The organism is Persicimonas caeni (genome assembly GCF_006517175.1).
GTDB classification, from domain to species: domain Bacteria; phylum Myxococcota_A; class Bradymonadia; order Bradymonadales; family Bradymonadaceae; genus Persicimonas; species Persicimonas caeni.
This window is the reverse complement of the sequence record NZ_CP041186.1, coordinates 4,564,177-4,583,224: the sequence shown is the minus strand read 5'-3', so window position 1 is coordinate 4,583,224 and position 19,048 is coordinate 4,564,177. Positions and strand designations below refer to the sequence as shown.

At 63.7% G+C, this 19,048-nt stretch carries 17 protein-coding genes; 8 read left to right on the top strand and 9 right to left on the bottom strand.

Annotated features, from left to right (window positions below; translation table 11 throughout):
- Window positions 1-365: 365 nt before the first annotated feature.
- Both FIV42_RS16845 and FIV42_RS16840 read right to left on the bottom strand, forming a co-directional pair.
- Complete coding sequence (locus tag FIV42_RS16845; RefSeq protein WP_141198818.1) at window positions 366-1,316, bottom strand: isopenicillin N synthase family dioxygenase; 951 nt, start codon at window positions 1,314-1,316, stop codon at window positions 366-368.
- 423 nt (window positions 1,317-1,739) lie between these two features.
- A complete protein-coding gene (locus tag FIV42_RS16840) occupies window positions 1,740-3,653 on the bottom strand; it encodes a hypothetical protein (protein ID WP_141198817.1) in 1,914 nt (637 codons plus the stop codon).
- A 293-nt stretch (window positions 3,654-3,946) separates the two neighbouring features.
- Between FIV42_RS16840 and FIV42_RS16835 the strand changes: the two genes are divergently transcribed.
- The 4 genes from FIV42_RS16835 (at window position 3,947) to FIV42_RS16820 (ending at window position 7,624) form a co-directional block, all read left to right on the top strand.
- Window positions 3,947-5,392, top strand: coding sequence for a DUF2252 family protein (locus FIV42_RS16835; RefSeq protein ID WP_141198816.1), 1,446 nt, complete (start codon window positions 3,947-3,949; stop codon window positions 5,390-5,392).
- Window positions 5,389-6,522 carry a hypothetical protein gene (locus FIV42_RS16830; RefSeq protein WP_141198815.1) on the top strand — a complete coding sequence of 378 codons (1,134 nt, stop codon included), beginning with the start codon at window positions 5,389-5,391 and terminating at the stop codon, window positions 6,520-6,522. The genes FIV42_RS16835 and FIV42_RS16830 overlap by 4 nt, the downstream gene beginning before the upstream one ends.
- Window positions 6,519-7,055: a lamin tail domain-containing protein gene (locus FIV42_RS16825; protein WP_141198814.1), complete on the top strand. Its 537-nt coding sequence runs from the start codon at window positions 6,519-6,521 to the stop codon at window positions 7,053-7,055. Before FIV42_RS16830 ends, FIV42_RS16825 begins: the two co-directional genes overlap by 4 nt.
- 131 nt (window positions 7,056-7,186) lie before the next feature.
- Window positions 7,187-7,624, top strand: a complete 438-nt coding sequence (locus FIV42_RS16820; RefSeq protein ID WP_141198813.1) for an ester cyclase — start codon at window positions 7,187-7,189, stop codon at window positions 7,622-7,624.
- Window positions 7,625-7,688: 64 nt separating this feature from the next.
- Here the strand turns inward: FIV42_RS16820 and FIV42_RS16815 are convergent, their stop codons facing one another.
- Together FIV42_RS16815 and FIV42_RS16810 are read right to left on the bottom strand one after the other, a co-directional pair.
- A complete protein-coding gene (locus FIV42_RS16815) occupies window positions 7,689-9,314 on the bottom strand; it encodes a hybrid sensor histidine kinase/response regulator (RefSeq protein ID WP_141198812.1) in 1,626 nt (541 codons plus the stop codon).
- A gap of 340 nt (window positions 9,315-9,654) precedes the next feature.
- On the bottom strand, window positions 9,655-10,635 hold the full coding sequence (locus FIV42_RS16810) for a ketopantoate reductase family protein (RefSeq protein ID WP_141198811.1): 981 nt from the start codon (window positions 10,633-10,635) through the stop codon (window positions 9,655-9,657).
- Between the two features lie 160 nt (window positions 10,636-10,795).
- Between FIV42_RS16810 and lepB the strand changes: the two genes are divergently transcribed.
- Window positions 10,796-12,184, top strand: a complete 1,389-nt coding sequence (gene lepB / locus FIV42_RS16805) for a signal peptidase I (protein WP_141198810.1) — start codon at window positions 10,796-10,798, stop codon at window positions 12,182-12,184.
- On the opposite strand, the gene FIV42_RS16800 is transcribed toward lepB, so the two are convergent.
- Window positions 12,126-12,824: a hypothetical protein gene (locus FIV42_RS16800; protein WP_141198809.1), complete on the bottom strand. Its 699-nt coding sequence runs from the start codon at window positions 12,822-12,824 to the stop codon at window positions 12,126-12,128. The genes lepB and FIV42_RS16800 overlap by 59 nt on opposite strands.
- A 212-nt stretch (window positions 12,825-13,036) precedes the next feature.
- Here FIV42_RS16800 and FIV42_RS16795 point away from each other — a divergent pair, with 212 nt between their 5' ends.
- Window positions 13,037-13,582, top strand: a complete 546-nt coding sequence (locus tag FIV42_RS16795; protein ID WP_141198808.1) for a GbsR/MarR family transcriptional regulator — start codon at window positions 13,037-13,039, stop codon at window positions 13,580-13,582.
- Between the two features lies 1 nt (window position 13,583).
- On the opposite strand, the gene FIV42_RS16790 is transcribed toward FIV42_RS16795, so the two are convergent.
- The 4 genes from FIV42_RS16790 to trhA form a co-directional block, all read right to left on the bottom strand.
- Window positions 13,584-14,498, bottom strand: a complete 915-nt coding sequence (locus FIV42_RS16790; protein ID WP_141198807.1) for a hypothetical protein — start codon at window positions 14,496-14,498, stop codon at window positions 13,584-13,586.
- Between the two features lie 3 nt (window positions 14,499-14,501).
- On the bottom strand, window positions 14,502-15,941 hold the full coding sequence (locus tag FIV42_RS16785; RefSeq protein WP_141198806.1) for an OmpP1/FadL family transporter: 1,440 nt from the start codon (window positions 15,939-15,941) through the stop codon (window positions 14,502-14,504).
- 80 nt (window positions 15,942-16,021) lie between these two features.
- On the bottom strand, window positions 16,022-16,567 hold the full coding sequence (locus FIV42_RS16780; protein ID WP_141198805.1) for a hypothetical protein: 546 nt from the start codon (window positions 16,565-16,567) through the stop codon (window positions 16,022-16,024).
- A gap of 84 nt (window positions 16,568-16,651) precedes the next feature.
- Window positions 16,652-17,362, bottom strand: a complete 711-nt coding sequence (gene trhA, locus FIV42_RS16775; RefSeq protein WP_141198804.1) for a PAQR family membrane homeostasis protein TrhA — start codon at window positions 17,360-17,362, stop codon at window positions 16,652-16,654.
- Window positions 17,363-17,556: 194 nt separating this feature from the next.
- On the opposite strand from trhA, the gene FIV42_RS16770 reads away from it, so the two are divergent.
- Together FIV42_RS16770 and FIV42_RS16765 are read left to right on the top strand one after the other, a co-directional pair.
- Window positions 17,557-17,973 carry a hypothetical protein gene (locus FIV42_RS16770; protein WP_141198803.1) on the top strand — a complete coding sequence of 139 codons (417 nt, stop codon included), beginning with the start codon at window positions 17,557-17,559 and terminating at the stop codon, window positions 17,971-17,973.
- Window positions 17,974-18,135: 162 nt separating this feature from the next.
- Window positions 18,136-19,014 (top strand): hypothetical protein, encoded by an 879-nt coding sequence (locus FIV42_RS16765; protein WP_141198802.1) that lies wholly within the window; start codon window positions 18,136-18,138, stop codon window positions 19,012-19,014.
- The last annotated feature ends 34 nt before the right edge of the window (window positions 19,015-19,048 follow it).

Genomic DNA, 19,048 nt, shown 5'->3' with positions numbered 1-19,048 from the left:
GCGCAGGCCATTATGGAGTCGTTTCAATGCACCACATACGCCGCAACGAAACGACTCACTAATGGCCTTCGAGGGCGCTTTCCAGCCCTCGCCCCTAATAGCGGGCGCTGCGAATCGGAACCTCGTCGCAACACGCAACCCCCAAATCCTTATCGCCCGCTTTTCAGGGCGCCCTAAATAGCAGGCGCTTCGAATCGGAACCTCGTCGCAACACGCAACCCCCAAATCCTTATCGCCCGCTTTTCAGGGCGCCCTAAATAGCAGGAGCCACGCCCCTGCAAGGCCATCGCATCGCTCATACACGAGGGCAAGATGCCCCCGCACCGAAGGCCTCACGAGGGCAAGATGCCCCCGCACCGAACGCCTCACGCCACGCCAATCGCGCGCAAACGCTCCTGCAAGTACTCGTCGGCCGTCGTCGGCTCGTACTTGGGCTCTTCGCCCTCGGGGACGCAGTCGGCGATGACCTCGAGGCTGGCGTCGGGGTGCGGGTGCACGAAGAACGGCATCGAGTAGCGCGGCTCGGGCTCGCCTTCGGGGTTGACCACGCGGTGGGTGGTGGCGGGGATGACGTCGTTCGTCAGGCGCTTCATCATGTCGCCGGTGTCGACGATGAGCTGACCTTCGAGCGACGGCACCGGCAGCCATTCGCCGTCGCGGGTCAAGATCTCGAGCCCCGAGTCGGTCGCCGCCGGCAAGAGCGTGATCAGGTTGATGTCCTCGTGCTCGGCCGCGCGCATCTGGCCCGGCTCGTCGAAGCCGTCGCACACCGGGTAGTGGATGATGCGGATGATGCTGTTGCCGTCTTGGGCCTTGCTCGGGATGAAGTCTTTGGGCTGGCCCAGGTACTCGCTGATGGCGGCGAGCATCTTGTGGGCGCTCGCCTCGAGCGCGTCGTACAGGGCGAGGGTGTTGTCGCGGAATGCGGGGAGCTCGTCGGGCCACACGTTCTGCGGCATGCGCTTGGCCAGGGGGCTGTCGGCGTCAAACTCGCGGCCGACGTGCCAGAACTCCTTGAGGTCGGGTTTTTCGTTGTCCTTGGCGTGCTCCATGCCGAACGGCGTATAGCCGCGCTGGCGGCCGCTGTCGGGCTGCTCGTACTTACCCTTGGTCTCCTCGTCGAGCGCGAAGAACTCTTCGAACAGCTCGTAGTTGCGGTCGATGAGCTCCTGGGGCACGCCGTGGCCCTCGACGGCCACGAAACCGAGGTCGTTCAAGCCCTCCCCGAACTTCTTGACGAACGCCTCGCGCACCTCGGGGTCGTCGCTGTCGTAATCTGCCAGATTGACTACCGGAATCGTCTGCTCGACCGTCATTTTACTGCCTCACGGTGGGGGAGAAATCAGGTAAATTGCGGCGTGAGTCTAGCGTAAATCAGGATCGGCGTCATGTGGTTGTTGGGCGGGGGCCTCCTCCTAGATCCTCCTCCACTTCGCTTCGCTTGCGGAGGAGGGTACCTCTCCTCGGTCCTCTCCACTCCTCGCTTCGCTCGGGCGGAGAGGAAGATGTCGCACAATCGATCTCGGTAAAGGGTGCGCTGAAGCAACGTCTTCCTCTCCGCCCGTAACGAAGTGAAGGGATGGAGAGGACCGAGGAGAGGCCTCCCTTTCCACGCAGCGTAGCGAAGTGGAGAGGGACCGAGGGAGAGGCCGTATCCAATACGACTATCGAGCAACATCCCCTTGCTCTGGCAGCAAACGACGACACGCCCAGCCATCGTCGCGACTGTTCTGTCACCGTCATCGATCACACTCTCGGGCAAAGTCCCCACTCACAAAATACGTGATGCGCAGGTAGTCACAGAACCATTCGATCACCTGAGTCGTCGCCCCTTCCAGCCCACTTTGATAGACCACACATAACAGCCGCTCGAGGAGATAGCCCTCGAGTTCTTTGACCTCCCGCTCGTTTTCCCTAGTACGGATCTTCGGAGGAGACGGTTTTTCAACGCACCAGCCTTTCTCGAACTCACGGTCGTAGATGAAGTGGTCGTCGTTGAGATCTTGGCGTAAGTAGAGCCGAAGAGCAGCCCGCTTGAGCGCAAGCCGGGCTTTGCTGCGCGCACTGCGTTTGTTTCTCGCCCTGGCCAGATTCGACTCGGACGCCGTACCGTCGAGATCACCAGATTCGAGGAAGACCTCCTCTACATCTCGAACGATCTGGCAAAAATGCCTTTTGACTCGCACCCGCTTGATGCGCGTACAGACGCGAATGAACAGCCAAATGATGGCAGCCCCTGCGGCTATGACGAGCCCGGCTTGGTAGACATCGGTCTGTTCTGCTCCACCCAGCGGCACGTTCGCCAAGTAGTACACTGCTACCCCAAGAAACCCGAGCCACAACAGCCCTACGATGACCCCCAGCATCACCCTCCCCTTTGATAAACGACGCCCTCCGGAGCTTCTGTCTTTGCTGAAACAGCAGAAGTAGACCCCGGTGTTGATTAAGCCCACGGAGAATAATCCTACGAGCAGCACCAACAGGAAATCCACCATCAAACCGCGGTCGACCTCTCCCCAGAGAAGCCAGGTGGCCCCGAAGAGCAAGGAGGCGACGAAGAAGTAGGCGGCGAGAAAGACCGTTGTCCATGTCGTCGGAGTGATCGTCCAGCCGCTGAAACTGCTTAGAAAGCTCTGCATGCTGAGCGATTCGCCGAAGTCGTAACGCCTTACGGAGAAGGCGAGTACACAAAAAGCCCCGCAAGTCACCAGAAAAAGCACTGTCATGAGGCCGTAGACAACAGCGACATCCCCCAAGCCGACTCCTTCCAGAAATTTGTAGGTCAGGAAGGTAGCCCAACCGAAGAGTCCAAAACCAATTGAAGTCTGCGCCAAAAAGTAGGCCTGGGCGAGATGGTTGATCGGCTCAGCGTGGACCTGAAGGGACTCTGGAGGACAGCGTAGATAGAGAACCTTCGACTCCTTCGTGAAGATCTCGAGCGTTTCGTCAGGCATCCAATTCTCGTCGAGCGCTTTGTCGACGTCCAAGCGCGAGCTGTCTTCGAGAGTTCTTGGGTTACGGAGAACGAAGTCGGCGTCGGTGCCGGACACGGAGGTAGCCGCCAACTGGCCGATCACTCGACGCACACGCTGCCCCTCGTCGTCGCCGTGTTCCTCTCGAAGGCCAACCTCGATGAGCCCATTCAGCTTGAGCTTGTTGAAGAACATGCGCCACGAATTACCGTAGCTGAAGAGGGGAAACTTCAAGCCCCTCTTGTGGCGCACCTCACGCCAGAGAATCCAACGCAAGTTCAACTGAGGATAGGTACCGACGACAAGCCCGAGCGCAAACGCCGCGAGAAGAAACGGCACCAACGCGTAGTTGACCACGCGCTCGATCAACTCCTTCTTCTCGGTGGCTTCGATTGTTTCGGTAGCATCTTCTCCTTCCCCCGCCTCATCTAAGACGGCCTGCTGCTGTTCGCCACGCTCACCCTCCTGCGCCAAGTTCACGTCGTGAAACAGCAAAATGAACATCAGCGGCGAGATCATCAGGAGCAACAGCGCGGCCGCAGTGGTGACGAACACCGCCTTGCGCCACTCCCATTCGCGGAAAACGCTCCGGCCCGAGAAGAGATAGGCCACGGAGAAGACCGAGACGCCGATAAGGACAAAGAGCCCTGAGATAAGGACCCCGAATATGTATGGTGACATCACTCCCCCTGTTTCGTTTGCAAATCTGTCTGCAAACGCCGCTAGGAAAGCAAAGCCCCCGCGGCTCCAGCGCTTCCCTCGGCGCCGCCGCGATACCGCTCAAAGCCGAAGCTAGACAACCCCGCGTAGACCGCAAGCCGTTTCCGGCATCGGGTTCTGCCGTCAATAGACGCGGTCTCGGTCAGGGCTCAAAGCCGCTGCTGCTGCCGAAGCCGCTGCTGACAATGTAACTATCCAGCAACATCCCACCCCACCGCCTTGCACCTTCGCCCCACCCCTCTACTCTGCCCCACATGAAGCTGTACCGCATTCCCCCCATCCTTCTCATCGCCGCACTCTGCGGGGCCTGCAGCGGCGAGACCCGACACTCCGAGCGCGCCGCCTGGCTGCAGACGACCCTCGTCGAGGACAACCTTCTGGTCATCGAGCGCGAGCCCGAGCTCAGCGCGGGCAAATTCGCCAAGATGGCGTCACTGCCCTACTACTATTTTCGCGGCACCAACGCCCAGTTCTACCGCGACCTGACCGACGCCGACGCCCCCTTCAGCCAGACCGCGTTCGGCTCGAGCGCCGCGTCGGGCGTGTTGCTCATGGGCGACCCGCACCCGGAGAATATCGGCACTTACAGATCGGCCAAAGGTGAGATGAACGTCGAGTTCAACGACTTCGACGGGGCGCGCTTCGGGCCGTTTCACTTCGACGTGCGCCGGCTCGGCGTGGGCTTCGGGGTGGCCGCCGAGACGATGGAGCTCGACACCACGACCCGCGACGCGCTCATCGAGGCGGCCGCGCGGGGCTACGTCGACGAGATCGGGCGCATGAGCCGGGGCGCCGAGCCGTATCGCGTCGACCCGAACTTCCCGGGGCCCATTCTGGGCGACCTCATCGACGGCGCCATCAAAGACGGAGACGAGAAGGAGGCCCTATTCGAGTATACCCGTGTGCGCGACGGTCGGCGCCGGCTCTTCTTCGGCGCGGTCGAGTCGCCCATCGTCGAGGGCGTCATCGAGGACGAGCTCGTCGAGGTCGACGCACGCGAGCGGCGCCTCGTCGAGCGCCTCGTCGCCCAGTACCCGCAGACGCTCGTCGAGCCCCAGCCAGCCGGGGCGTTCGAGCTCAAGGGCGTCGGCCGCCGCTTGGGCGGCGGAGTGGCGAGTTATGCGCTGCTTCGGTTCTATGCGCTCGTCGAGGGGCCGACCGACTCGCGAGACGACGACTGGCTGCTCGAGCTCAAAGAGATTCGCGACCCCACCGCCATTCCGCGCCTGGCGGAGCTGCCGCCGCGCCAATTCGACACCAACGCCCAGCGCGTCGTCGTCGCGCAACGCCGCATGCAAATCGACGCGAAGAATGACCCGCTGTTGGGCTGGGCGGCCTCCGACACCCTGAGCTTTCGGGTGCGCCACCGTACCAAATACCAAAAGGGCCTCGACGTCGCCGACATCGAAGAGGGCCTGGCCGAGGCTGACTGGGACATCCAGCATGTGCTCCGCTTCGCCACGATCGCCGGGCGCCTGCTCGCCCGCAGCCACGCCATCGCTCCGCGCCGCGACGGCGGCGACGCGCTCGCCGCCATCGCCGCCACCCTCGACGGGCGCGAAGACGCCTTCGTCGACGAGACCTCCACGTTCGCCCGATCCTATACCGACCGCGTGATGAGTGATTACGCCCTCTTCGTCGACCTGCTCGACGCCGAGGGGCCGTTGCTCGGCGCGCGCCGAATGAGAGCAACGCCGTGAAGTTGTTGTTGAGTTGTATTTGCTTGCTCGCCACGCTGACGTCCGCGCTGTGTGCGGCGTCCGAGACCCGCGGGACCAGTGAGACCCGTGAGGCCACCCGCCTGGTCACCTTCGGCCAGCTCTTCTCGACCTACGACTACAGCACCACCGACAGCGCCGAGTTCAACGCCTTTCGGCTCGACCGCGCCCAGCTCGACGTGCTGTACGATTTCCAGCACCTTGCAGGGTTCCACGTCGCCCTCGAGGGCATCCGCTCGGCCGGCCCCGACAGCCTGTTCGGCGTCGACCAGAACTCGATCGTGGCGCGCTTCAAGTTCGGCTACGGCTTCGCCACGCCCGAGGTCGGCCCCGGCTTTGCGACCTTGCGCGCGGGCCTCATCCCCGACATCTGGATCGAGTCGGTCGAGTTCGGCTACGACCTTCGCGGCCTGGCGCCGCTGGCCGCCGAGTCGAGCCTCTTCTTCGACACGAGCGACCTGGGCGCCTCGGCCCACTACACCGCCTTCGACGGCCTGCTGCGCGTCGGGGCGAGCATGACCAACGGCGAGGGCCGCAACCAGGTCGAGCTCAACGAGGGCAAAAACGCCACGTTCACCGTGGGCTTGCGCCCGCTCGACGTCCGTTTCTGGGAGGGTGAGGGCGTGCTTGGCATCCACGCAGGCTACCGCGACGGCTCGACGGGGGCCGGCCAGCTTCGCAATCACCGCGCCATGGGGGCGGTAACCTTCCGCCACCCACGGTTGGGCGCCGGCGTCGAGTACGAGCGCGCCCTCGGCTACCTGGACCGCGGCTCGCGCGAGGCGCAAGTTCTGGGTGGCTGGGCCCACGTGGCCGTCTTGCCCCCCTGGCTGGCCGCCTTCGGCCGCTACGACCATCTCGACACCGACTTGGACGCCAACGACGCCACCATCGACACGCTGCGCGCCGGACTCTTCGGCGACCTTCTGCCCCCGCTCGATTTCGTCGAGGCGCGCCGCCTGCGCCTGTACGTGGGCTACCGTCTCGACTCGTTCGGCGAGGGCGCGGGCCCGGTGCCCGGCGTGCCCGACGCCGCCGACATCCACACGGTCTTTGCGACCGTCGAAGCCCGCGGAATCATCGCTACTTCTTCGACCGACACGACCCCATGAACACCCGACACACATTTCTGTTCGTCTCGCTCATCATCACCCTGACCGCCTGCAGCGGCGCCAAAGTCGAAGAGGAGGCCGACGCCTCCGGCAAGGACGCTGACGCCGACGCCACCGCCGAAGACACGACCGCAATGCCGGCGAGCCCGGTCGTCCTCAACGAAATCACCTCCGACGGCGACGACAACATCGAGCTCGTCAACACCGGCGAGACCGAGGTCGACATCTCCGGCTGGTACGTCGTCGACGACGCGTACGACACGGCCACCGGCGAGCCGGCCGACCATCGCTACGACTTCGCCGACGGCACCGCCCTGGCCCCGGGCGAGTACCTGGTGCTCGTCGAGGCCGACGACCACCAGTTCGGCTTGGGCAAAGAGGACGGCGTGCGCCTATTCGACGCCGACGACCAACTCCTCGACGAGACCGCCTGGCCCGACCTGGCCGCCGAGATCTCCTGGTGTCGCACCCCCGACGGCACCGGCGACTTCCAAGAGTGCGCAGAGGCGACGTTCGGCGAGCCGAACGACTGATCGGCCCCTCCATTGCGACCGCCCATCTCGTTCCTAAGATCGATGCAATGAGCAAGAGCAGCGCTCATTTCCTCAATCGAATCAGCTACTTCAACACCCGAGTCGACCGCCTCGGGTGAGGAGATACAACCATGGCCAACGAGAACTACAAGGAGATCGGCCGCAAGCTCACCGACGAAATCTGGAACAAGGGGGATATCGACGCCATCGACCGCTACTACGCCGACAACGCCAAGATCCACACCCCCATGGCGACGTTCGACGGAAAGGAAGGCCTGAAGCAATTCCTGGGGATGCACCGCGAGGCGTTTCCCGACCTGAAGGTCGAGCAGCACAAATACTACTCCAACGGCAACAGCACCGCGCTGGAGTGGACCTTTACGGGCACCCACAACGGGCCGTTTCTGGGCATCGAGCCCACCGGCAAGTCGGTGCGCGTCAGCGGGATGACCTCGACGCGCTACGAGAACGACAAGGTCGTCGAGCAGAACTTCTATTGGGACCGCATCGACCAGTTGCAAGCCGTTGGGTTGGGTCCCGAGGACCTGAATAAGCTGCAGATGAAGTAGGGTTTGGGTCGTTGTAGAGGCCCCTCCGACGGCGTGGCGGAGCCATAGTCGCCGGAGGGGCCACTCAAGACGCGCGCCCCTCGTCGAGCATGTCGCGCACCAGGGAGGCGAGTTCGTCGATGTCGTACGGTTTGGCAACGCGCACGCGCTGGGGGCTGATCTCTTTGCGTTGCAGGACCTCGCCGCTGTAGCCGGACACCAGGATGGACTGCATCGACGGGTACTCCTTGGCCAGGTGGTCGACCAGCTCGACGCCGCTGAGCTCGGGCATGATCACGTCGGTAAGCACCAGGTCGATTTGGCCCTCGTACGCGTCGATGACGTCGATGGCATTCTTGCCGCTTTTGGCCTCGATGACCGAGTAGCCGCGCCCCTCGAGGGCGAGCTTGAGCGGCTCGCGTACGTCCTCTTCGTCCTCGACCAGCAAGATCGTCTCGCCGCCCGACGACTCCCGCCGCGTCTGCGCGACGCGCTCGGTGACCCACGTGGCCGCCTCCGACTCGGCCAGCGGGAAGTAGATATAGAACGCGCTCCCCTCGCCCGGCTCGCTCTCCACGCAGATTTGGCCGCCGTAGCGCTGCACGATGCCGTAGACGGTCGCCAACCCCAGGCCGGTGCCCTTGCCGGTGGGCTTTGTCGTAAAGAACGGCTCGAAGATGTGGCTGCGGGTCTCCTCGTCCATGCCCACGCCGGTATCCTCGACGATCAGCAACACATAGTCGCCCGGCGACAGCTCCGGGTGATAGCCGCTGCGGCGCAGCGCCGGGGACAGGTACGCCTTGTGAGTGCGGATATTGAGCCGCCCGCCGCGGGGCATCGCGTCGCGGGCGTTGACGATGAGGTTCATGATCACCTGCTCGATCTGGCCGGGGTCGACCTCGACACGCGGCAGGTCCGACTCGAGGCGGACTTCGAACTCGATATCCTCCTCGATGATACTGCGGGCGAGCCCCTTGATCTCGCGGATCACCTCGTTCAGGTCGAGCACCCGCGGCTCGCCGATCTGCTCGGGGCTGAAGGCGAGCAGTTGGCGCGTCAGCCGCGCGCCGCGCTCGGCGGCGTCCTTGATTTTGCTCAGGTAGTGCTCGAGCTCGGGGGCGAGGTCGTCATGGGCCATGCTGGTGTAGGTGTAACTGTTGACGATCGTCAGCACGTTGTTGAAGTCGTGGGCGATGCCGCCGGCGAGTTGGCCCAGCGCCTCCATGCGCTCGCTTCGGCGCACCCGCTCTTCGAGTTCCCTGCGGTCGGAGATGTCGTGCACGAAGCCGGTGAACTTGGTCTCGCCGCCGAAGTTCATCTCGCCGACGCCCAGCTCCATGGGGAAGACGCTGCCGTCTTTGCGCTGGCCTTCGACCTCGCGCCCGATGCCGATGATGCGCGCCTCGCCGGTGCGCAGGTAGCGCTCGATATAGCCGTCGTGCTCTTCACGGTACGGCGAGGGCATCAAGATTTTGACGTTCTCGCCGATGACTTCCTCGGCGCGGTAGCCGAAGATCTGCTCGGCGGCCTTGTTGAATTGCTCGATGAGCCCATGTTCGTCGATGGTGATGATACCGTCGACGGCGGTGTTCAAGATGGCGCGCGTGTGCTCCTCGCTCTCCTCGAGCTTGGCCTCGAGCTCGGCAATGCGAGCCTCCAACTGCTGCTCGCGCCCCTCTGTACTGCAGTTCTGGTCGGAAGGTTCTGCCATGTCGGTGCCTCCGGAAGGCAACGCTCAAAGGTGAAACTAGTGCTGACGCACCGACTTGGAACGTACTCACGAGATTGGAGGGTGTCGACAGCCTGGGGGCGGGTGCTGCAAGGGGGGTCGTCTCTCCCGTCGAAAGCCTTGCCGGGGAGCAGCGCCTGCTACATAGGGCGCCCTGAACTGCGGGCGATAAGGACATAGGGGTTGCGTGTAGTGACGTCGACACAACTCGCAACCGACACAACTCGCAACCTCTACATCGTTACAACTCGCAGCCCCTAAATCTTTAACGCGCGTTTTTCAGCGCGCCCCATTTAGATGGCGTGACTCTTCAGCAAGGCCGTCACTCCTCCGACGGCTCGAGCAGACGCCGCAACACCCGAAGAGCACGCGTCGGATTGCCCTGAGCTTCGCCCAGCGCGATATAGTCGGCCAAGATCTGGCGGGTCTGATCGCCCACTTTGGTGAAGTGGTATTCGAGGTAGACCTCGAGGTCGAAGGGCATCAGCGGCGGGGCGAGCGCCAGGCCGGGGCCGAGGATCTCGGGGCGGCGCAGGGTGCGCGCCGACAGGGGCACCTTGGCGAAGTGGTACATCCCGACGACCTGCAGCGCCTCTTTGGCCGCGGCCGTGGCGATTTCGAGCGCCGGGGTCTTGCGAAAGCGCTCGAGCGACCAGCCGGCGACCTCCAGGCCGGCGATGGCCGGGTTCATCGTCGCCGCGCCGAAGGCGGCCAGTTGCGGGGTCTTGGGGTCGACGGTGGCCCGGCAGCCGCCGCGAGCGAGCGCGTGGGCGACCCGGGCGGCGCGCTCGGGGCGGCCCGAGAACGGGATGGGCGTGAGCGGCGGCAAAAAGTAGGCCACGCCCTCGGGCAGTGCCTCGCCGGGCAGCGGCGCCCCGTAGGCGATGAGCGTGATCAGGCCGAAGACGACCTTCGTCGGGTCGTAGACCTCCTCGACGCGATGGACGTCGGCGATGCCCGGCTGCAACGACACGAGCGTGGCGTCGCCCAGGCGGCCGCAAAGGTCCTCGAGCCACTCGCCGCGCAGCGCCGTCGACGACATGCACAGCCAGACCTGGTCCCACTCGACCTTCTCGACCTCGTCGTAGTCGGTGTAGACGTCGAAGTCGGCAAAGCCGAAGGTGTCGGGGCGGCGAAACATGCGGTGGCGGTGCAGCACGAAGCCCGCCTCGGTCTCCTCGCGGTACTTCTCTTTGACCAAAAAGGCGACGTCCGCCCCGCCCTGGTGCAGATGATAGCCGTACGCCTGGCCCACCGCGCCGGCGCCGACCATAAGAATGCGTTCGTTGGAGGATTCGGTCATCGTGTCGTCCGTGTCGAAGAGCTCGTCGTGCGGTTGCCGCCAGATTAGAGCATGCGCATGACAAGACAAGAGCCCCCTTCGAATCGACGCGCTTCTCTTCGCCTGTTACCTTCCCTGTTGTTAGCAGGCGTCATCAGCCTCACCCAATCACGAACAAACCATGCGCAACCACCAACTCCCCCACACCCTCCTCATCCTGACCCTCGCTGCCACGACTCTGCCGGCGTGCGACAAGGCGAAGCAAACCAAGCCCGACCAGCCGGCAAAACAAGCGCCGGCGAACCTGCCGCCGATTGTTCGCCATGCCCCCGCGAAGACCCAGCTGCTCGCGACGCTAGACACACAAACGAGCGGGGTGGGCCAAACGATCATGTCGGAGTTGCTCGCCCGCGGACAGAACTGCGGCGAACTCGACCCCAAGACGGCGATTCAATCGGTGAGCTTCGTTTGGGCCGGGCCCTCAGTATGGCGCCTCGATATCCGGGGAAGCCTCGCGCCCAAGCAAGCTGGCTGCCTACTCGGCATGCACACCGACGACAGTGGGTTGACCGCCGACGGTCAGCTTCGCCTCGCCAACGCCGAGCCGACTGGAGTGGCCCTGATGACGCCGGATTATTCGGTGGCCAAAGGAGAGGCGAACAGAGAACTGGTCGCCAGCTTCGTCGCTGCATCCAAGGGGGCTGAGGCGACCGCGGCCATTCGCTGGACACCCGCCGGGGCCCCGGCGATCCTCGACGTCAAACGCGTCGGTCTCGACACCTTGTTTCGCTTTCACTTTAGCGATGAGAGCCAACGCCCGAAGTTTGTCGCCAACCTGCAACGCTTTTTCGACAAGGCCCCGCAGGGAGTCAGCCCCACCTACGAACTCGTCGATGAAACCAACGCTGTCCACGTCACCGTCGACGAGCCGAGTCTGGCTTGGTTCGTCCGCCGCGGGTTGGTCCAGTTTCTCAATCACCCGTCCGGCTCGATGCTGCCGACCATCCGCGTGGGAGAGCACTTGGCCGTGGTTAGAGAGCCGCTGATGCTCGAGCCGGCCGCCCCCGGCGATATCATTCTGTTCGACTTCCCGCAGAAGAGCGCCAAAGCCTACCTCGCCCGACAGCCAGACAATCAGAAACACTGCGTCCAGCAATCCACGCTGACGAGCACGACGCCGCCTCAATTCATCAAGAGGGTCGTGGCCGTGGCGGGTCAGACAGTTAAAATGCGAGAGAACCGACTGATCGTCGACGGAGAGGAAGTACCGACCAAGTTCATCCGAAAAGAACAGACTGGACGCTATTTGTTTCCACACCGAGCCATCGTCGAGGAAACCCTCGGCGAATCTACCTATCGTGTGCAACACAACGGTCGAAATGACAGCTTCGGGCCACTCGAAGTCCCGCTGGGCCACGTCTTCGTGCTCGGCGACAACCGCGGCAGCAGCTCGGACAGCCGCTGTTGGGGCACCGTACCCCGCGACCATATTCGCGGCCGCGCCGAAGCCATCATTTGGCCGGCGAGCGACGACGGCCTCGACTGGCATCGCTTGGGCGAGGATCTGTGAGGCGCTGCGTGTACGAGGCTACCTGGCCGACCAATCCGGACTCTCTTCGAGCAGCCTCTTTCGCTCCTTCGCAAGCACCTTCTTCAATTTCTTCTCCTGGGCGAGGATGAACCGGATATTCTTGCGCGCCAGCGTCGAAGCGCCCTTCTCTTTGTCGACCTCGAATCCATCGGGCGCGATCGACACGCGGTGGCGGGTGCACAACATGGGGGTCGGACTCGTCGTACGAGGTCCACGACTCACCGTGCGCAGCGTAGCCGGTGGCCGGCTCATCGCAGTACTCGAAGCGCGCTTCACCGATCGGTTTCGCCCAATTCGCCCCGGTTGCGGTGATGTAGGTGAAGGTGTCCGTCGAGCTGTCGCCGACGGGTGCGGCGTCGCGCTCGTAGCTCGTCGGATAGGTCACGACGTCGTGCACCGTTTTGCCGGCGGGATACGTCGCCTTCCATAGGTAGACCAGCGGATAAAAATCGGTGCTCGGATCGACCTTCATCCGAGTCTCGAGTTTGTTGCCATCTTGAGTGACCGACAGGCTGCCGTAGTATTTCTCGGCGAGCTTGCGAATGGCTTTTGTTTTCTGCTCGTCGGAGAGTTCTTGCCCCCACTCATCCCAGGAGACGGCTGATTGATTCAGCGACATGCGATCGACCTCCAACGAGCGGGCACTGCGTGGTGTTATCTCGTCGCGCTCTTCTTGTAACACTTTTGTATCTTGGAACACTCTTGTAGCACGCGAGCGGACGCGTTGTCGCGCCTGTCTCGTCGCCCCGGCAATCCCCTACTAAAGAATACGGCGATCGTTTAAAGTGCGGCGTATCGCACCGAGCAAGCCTCTCGATCACGAGCGATCATATGACAGGATATACCTACCGAATCTCGCCCGAAGACGACAAAGAGTTCCCCGCTCTGGAGCGCTGGGAAGAGTTGGCGGTCAACGCCGTCGGCCACGTCATCGAGTTCTGGGGGTTCAAGCGCAACCACGGGCGCACCTGGTGTCTGCTGTACTTGCGTGACGAGCCGATGTCGTCGTCCGACCTGCAAGAGCAGCTCGACCTGTCCAAGGGGGCCGTGTCGATGATCACGCGCGACCTCGAGCAGTGGGGCGTGACCCACCGGGTGCGCGTGCAGGGGAGTAACGCCTGGCATTTCGTGGCCGAGGTCGACTTCCTGAAGATGCTGCGCCGGGTCATCCGCGAGCGCGAACTCGAGATGGTCGAGCGAGTGCGCGACGACCTCAAGGACGCGCTGCAGTACGCCCGCGAGGGCGACGCCGACGAGAATACGCTCAAGCGCCTGCGCGGCATGGTGCGCCTGGCGGACATGATCGCCGACGCGGTGAATTTTTTCCTCAAGACTCTGCGCCTCGACTTCACCGAGGCCGACGAAGTGCTCGACTGACTCACTCCTGGCAGTTGGCGTTTTCGGACTCGCGATCGTCCATCACCAGCGGAGCCACCGCCATCGCCTCTTCGCAGCTCACCTGGCCGTCCCCATCCGTGTCGGCGTCGAACGAGCCCCCGCGCCCGTCGACGCGCACCATTCGGAAGCGGCTGTGCGGGTCGTTCGACTCGACCGGCGGGGCGATGGCACAAAAATCTTTCGAGCCGCCCAACGCGACCACGTCGGTCACGCCGGTCGACTGCCCGTCGATCTGGTTGGGCGCGGTGAAGCTCCCCCGATATTTGATGATCTGGCGCTGGCCCTGATAGCGCCGGCAATCGGAGCCCACCTCGAAGGTCACCCCGGGATTGCCGTCACCGTCGCTGTCGACCACGCGCGGGTCTTCCGGTTCGCTGGGGATGGCCTCGGTCGTCGGTTCGTCGAGGTCGAGGCCCCACAGGGCCACCTCGGTCGCCGACACATAGGTGCCTCCGACGCGTAGCGTGGAGACGACGCCCCGATCGACTGAGACGAACTCGATATTCTCGAGGACGACGTCGGGGATCTCGAGCTGCATGCCCAGAATCTCGGACAGCTGCGTATCGCACAGCCGACGCGTCTCGGTGACGGTCGCCCCGTCTTGCTCCAGCTCGACGACGTAGGTGGCGTGGGTGAGCTGCTCCTGGCGCAACACACAGGTGCTTCGCTCGTGGTACAGCAGCCAGGTGCCCGTCATCGTGCCGGCGCCCGGCCCCTGGCCGATGCCGCCATCGATCGAGGTGCCCGTATCGGCCACGCCGGCGTCGACGAGTTCCTGGTCGGGAAAGCTCGACTCACCGCGGTCGATCTCGCAGGCGCTCGCCAGCAAACCCGCGCTCACAAACATGCTTACAAACAAGGTGGCCGATACGATTTGCGTCCGTGTTCGTCGCATAGCTCAATCCTCGGGAAGCCAGGAGAGTTCGAGCACCACCGCGCCGAGCCAGCCGCCGGAGGTAAAGCCGGGGAAGCCCGGGTTGCCCGTCTGCAGGCCCTGTGCGGCGTCGTAGGGCTGGCCGGTGCGCGGGTCGGAGGTGTCGTCGGGCACCTCGTCGCACAGCGCCTCGACGCCGGGGCCGCAGTCGGGATAGTCGCCGCGCACGGCCTTTTCGGTGTCGCGGGTGAACAGAAGCTGCATCTGCAGGGCCCAGTCGAGCTGCAGCGGTGCGCCGAAAGCGTCGAAGGTGTAGGAGGCGCCGGCGCTCGTGATCAGCCGGTCGTTGTCGACGTAATTGGTGCGCCCGGTCTGGTCGGGCACCGGGCTCGGCACCCAGCCCAGCCCGGCTCGCAGGTCGCTGCCCGACTCGAGCTCGTACTCCAAGCCGAGCCGTGGCGACAGGGTGTCCTCGAAGTTCGTGGGCTGGCTGTGGGTGTCTCTGAAATCGGACCAGCGCTCGTAGCGCGCGTCGGCCAAGATCTGCGCGCGCCCCACCGTCCACGCCACGCCCACCGCCGCACTCGCCGGAGAGTAGCTGGGCGTCCAGTCGAGCTCCTGCTCGATGATGCGCTCGTCCTCGCCCCCCTCGGTGCCCAGGCGGATATTGTTGGTGCCCTGAATGCGGAAGTAGACCTCGTTTCGAAGCTGCAGCCCGAAGCTCAAGTCGTCGGTCGCGTCGACGAGCACGCCGGCCATCAAGCCCCAGTTGCTCTCGGTGTCGATGTCGGAGTTGACGTCGACGTCGCCCTGGTCGCTCACATCCGGGATAAAGACGCTCGTGTTCATCCCCGAGCCGGGCACGAACGCCGCGCCCAGCCCCGCCGACAGCCAGTCGGCGACTTTGTAGGCAACGCCAAGCTCGAGGTCCATGCGGCGCACGCGCCGGTCGATGAGCGTAAAGTGGAGCTGGTTGCTGAAGATGCGCTCGCGCTCGTCGGGAAAGTGGGTGTTCACGTCGACGTAGCCCGACGACGGCACGCTGAGGAGCACGCCGGCGCGGAAATTCTCGATACCGAACGAGGTCACCGCCCCGAGGTTGAACGCATACAGCGAGTCGATGTCGGTGGTATCTTGGCGAGGGTTGGGCTCCGAGCCCGACGGCACCGCCGGCGACTGGGGGCCCAGGTCGGGCACGTCGTAGCCCGACGGTCGGTCCATCAGCAGAATGCGCGAGCGGTTGATCCCGCCGATGATGCCCACGCTGATGCTCGACTCGCTGTGGGCGAGCGCGCCCAGATTGTAGAAGATCGCCGCCGAGCCCTCGGCCGAGGCGGTCTGCGCCCCGGCGGTCGCCGCCGCCCTTCCGCCGGCGCCATACATTTCAAAGGGGCTCGCCGCCGCCTCGGCGCCCGCCGCCAGCAGGGCGGCGAGGCCAAAAGTCACACATAATAAACGTCGCAAAATCCACCTCGAAACATCCAAAATGGTGGTCACCGGCGGCATTGTGCCGCACGGAGCGACGCGAGTACAGCGCGTGCGAATTATTCACGCGAGATGCCAAACGTGATGCCCGCGGAGGGAAACGACGGCGAGGTGTCGTCGCCGATGCCCCAGTGGTAGCGAAAGTAGGGGCCGAGCTCGAATTGCATGCCCGTCTCGCGGGTGCTGTTGGAGGGGTCGGGGATGGGCACGGCGAAGAGCGCCTTTTTGAGGCCGACGTACATCGTCTCCCACTGGAGAGCGCCGTCCTGGGGCACGAAGACCGAGCCGACGCCGAGCTGCGCGCCGCCCAGAAAACCGAGCGCGGCGCCCGCTTCGGCCAACAGATGGGAGTCGTAGGGCGCCGGGCCGACGTTGAACGAGAAGCCCGCGCCCACGTGCGGACGTAACGCCCAGCCCGGCTTGCCGAAGACCAAGTCGGCCTGCGGGCCGAAGCTGCCGACGTAGGCGGTGTCGGGAAACAACGTCATCCCGCCGAACGCCCCCAGGTTGCCGTCGATCCAGGGCCCGTCATCGGCGAATGCCGATTGAGGGACCATCAACGCAGCGAAGACGAGCGCACCAGCAAGCCTTGTGTTCATGTTCATGAGTGCCGTGGGCGGATGTAGATGCAGTGTTGGCTCCTCTGCAATCTACCGCCCGCCCGGCTCGCTTCAACTGTTTGCGAGGGGTTATCCTATCGGCGAGGAGGGCAGCACGAAGAGAAGCACCGCGGCGTAGTGCAGCGCGCTTCCACCCATGACGAACAGGTGCCAGACGGTGTGAAAGAAGCGTTTTTGCTGCAGCACGTAGAAGATGACGCCCAGGGTATAAGCGAGTCCGCCGGCGCCCATCAGCGCCAGGCCGCCAGTGGGCAGGCTCTCCCACAGCGGCTCGATGGCGAGTATGGCGAGCCATCCCATGCCCAGGTACAGCGCCAGCGACAGCTTCTTGAAGCGACCGAAGGCGAAGAGCTTGTAGAGGATGCCCACCAGCGCCAAGCCCCAAACGATGCCAAAGAGCGTAAAGCCCCAGCCACCGCGCAGGGAGACGAGCATAAACGGCGTGTAGGTGCCTGCGATGAGCAGGTAGATGGCGGTGTGGTCGAACACGCGCAGCCAGCGCTTGACCCGCGGGGTCTGCACGCTGTGATAGAGCGTGGACGCCAAGTAGAGCGTGACCAGGGTCGCCCCGTAGATGCTCGAGCTGACGATATGCAGCATCTCGCCGGTGGTCGCCGCCTTGATGACGAGCACGACCAATCCGATGATGGCGAGCACGAGGCCCAGCCCGTGGGTGATGGCGTTGGCGATCTCCTCGCCAAGCGTCTGGAGGCGCTTCTCTTTCGAATTCGTCGCTTCTGCAGGGTTCGAATTGGCAGTCGAGGCAATATCGGTTGGCATCTGTCACTCCGCGCCAAGGTTCGACGTGTCGGTTACGCTTTCGATGTTCGCTCGGGGGCGCGGGTTTCAAAGGAACACCCGCTCGAGCCCGATGCGTTTGCCGATACGTCGTTCAGCTACATACACTTCATCACGACGCCTAGTGTAGCGACACTTCGTAGCAAAGCACATGATCGAGATCAGCGAGGACACCCATGACCACTCCGAACACCGTGCAGGAAGTCGCCCGTCAGTTCGCCCGCGCCATCGACGTCGAGGACTATAAGGCCGCCGGCAAGCTCTTGGCCGGTGCGGCCATCTATTCGTTTCGCGGCCGGCGCATGGTCGGGCGCGACAAGATTATCGACAGCTTCGAGCAGAGCGAAGAGTGGACCAAGCGCACCTTCGACGAGGTCTACCACGACAACTCCATCCGGCCGGTCTCCGAAACTCTGGTGCGGGTGCGCTATGTCGACGACGTCAGCTGCGACGACCACCGGCTTCACTACCAGAGCGAGCAGCTCCTGGAGGTCGACCCCGAGCGCGGCGTCATCACCCACATCACCCACGTCGACCTGCCCGGCGAGACCCAGAAGCTCGACCTGTTCATGAAGCAATGCGGGCTGAACTGATAACCAAAGAGGGTATTTAAAGCTCACGTCGACTGGTTCTCAAACACAAATGTCTTCCGTGTAGAAAAACAGTGCACGGCTCGCTGGATTTTCTCCCCCAATCCGCGCTACACTAAGGACAAAGAAGCCAATAACTTCGCTATCCTTTTACGGATGAGAACCATGTCTGGAAAGACGTATCTGTCAGCCGTCGTATCGGCTGCTCTCTGTTTCGGCATGCTCGCCCCGGCAGTGGCTCAAGAGAAACCGGACGCCTCGGAGAAGTCTTCTGAAAAGAAGGCGAACCAACCGGAGGCCGACGCCCAGAAGACCGACGCCCAGAAGGCCGACGTCGACAAACGCTACAAAGCGCTGACCCGCCAGGCCGCCAAGGCCTACGGCGCCGAGCAATTCGATCAGTCGCTCGAGCTGTTCGCCAAAGCCTATGCGCTCAAGCAGGTGCCCAACCTGCTCTATAATATGGGGCGCATCGAGGAGAAGCGGGGCCACTTCAAGGCCGCCATCGGTCATTACGAAAAATTCGTCACCGAGCCCGGCGTCGATATCAAAGCGCGCAAGGATGCCCTCGAGCGGCTCAGCACCCTTCGTGAGGTGGTGGCGCTTCGGGAGAAAGGCAAAGAGGTCGACGAAGACAAGATTCAAGAGAAGCACGACGACCGCAAGCTCGCCGAGGCCAAAGAGGTCGACGAGCCGGCCCCGATGCGCGTCGAGCGAGATTACACGGCGGCGTGGATCACCATGGGGGTGGCGCTGGCTGCGTACGGCGGCGCCGGCTACTTCGCGCTGCAGGCGCGTGACGCCAACGACGAGTTCGCCAACGCCGACACGCGCACGGCACGACGCGACGCGGCCTCCACCGGCGAAACCTCGTCGATCGTGGCCGACTCGATGCTCGGCCTCGGCGTCGTGATGACCGGCCTGGGCGTCTACTTCTTCCTCTCCCCGTCGGAGACCGAAGTGCCGGCCGACCAAACGGCGATGCAACTGACTCCCCAGGTCGGCCCCGAGGGGGCAGGCATGACCTTTTCGGTCGAGTTTTAACGCGCGAAAGAAATCCGGGCATACGCAACCCCAA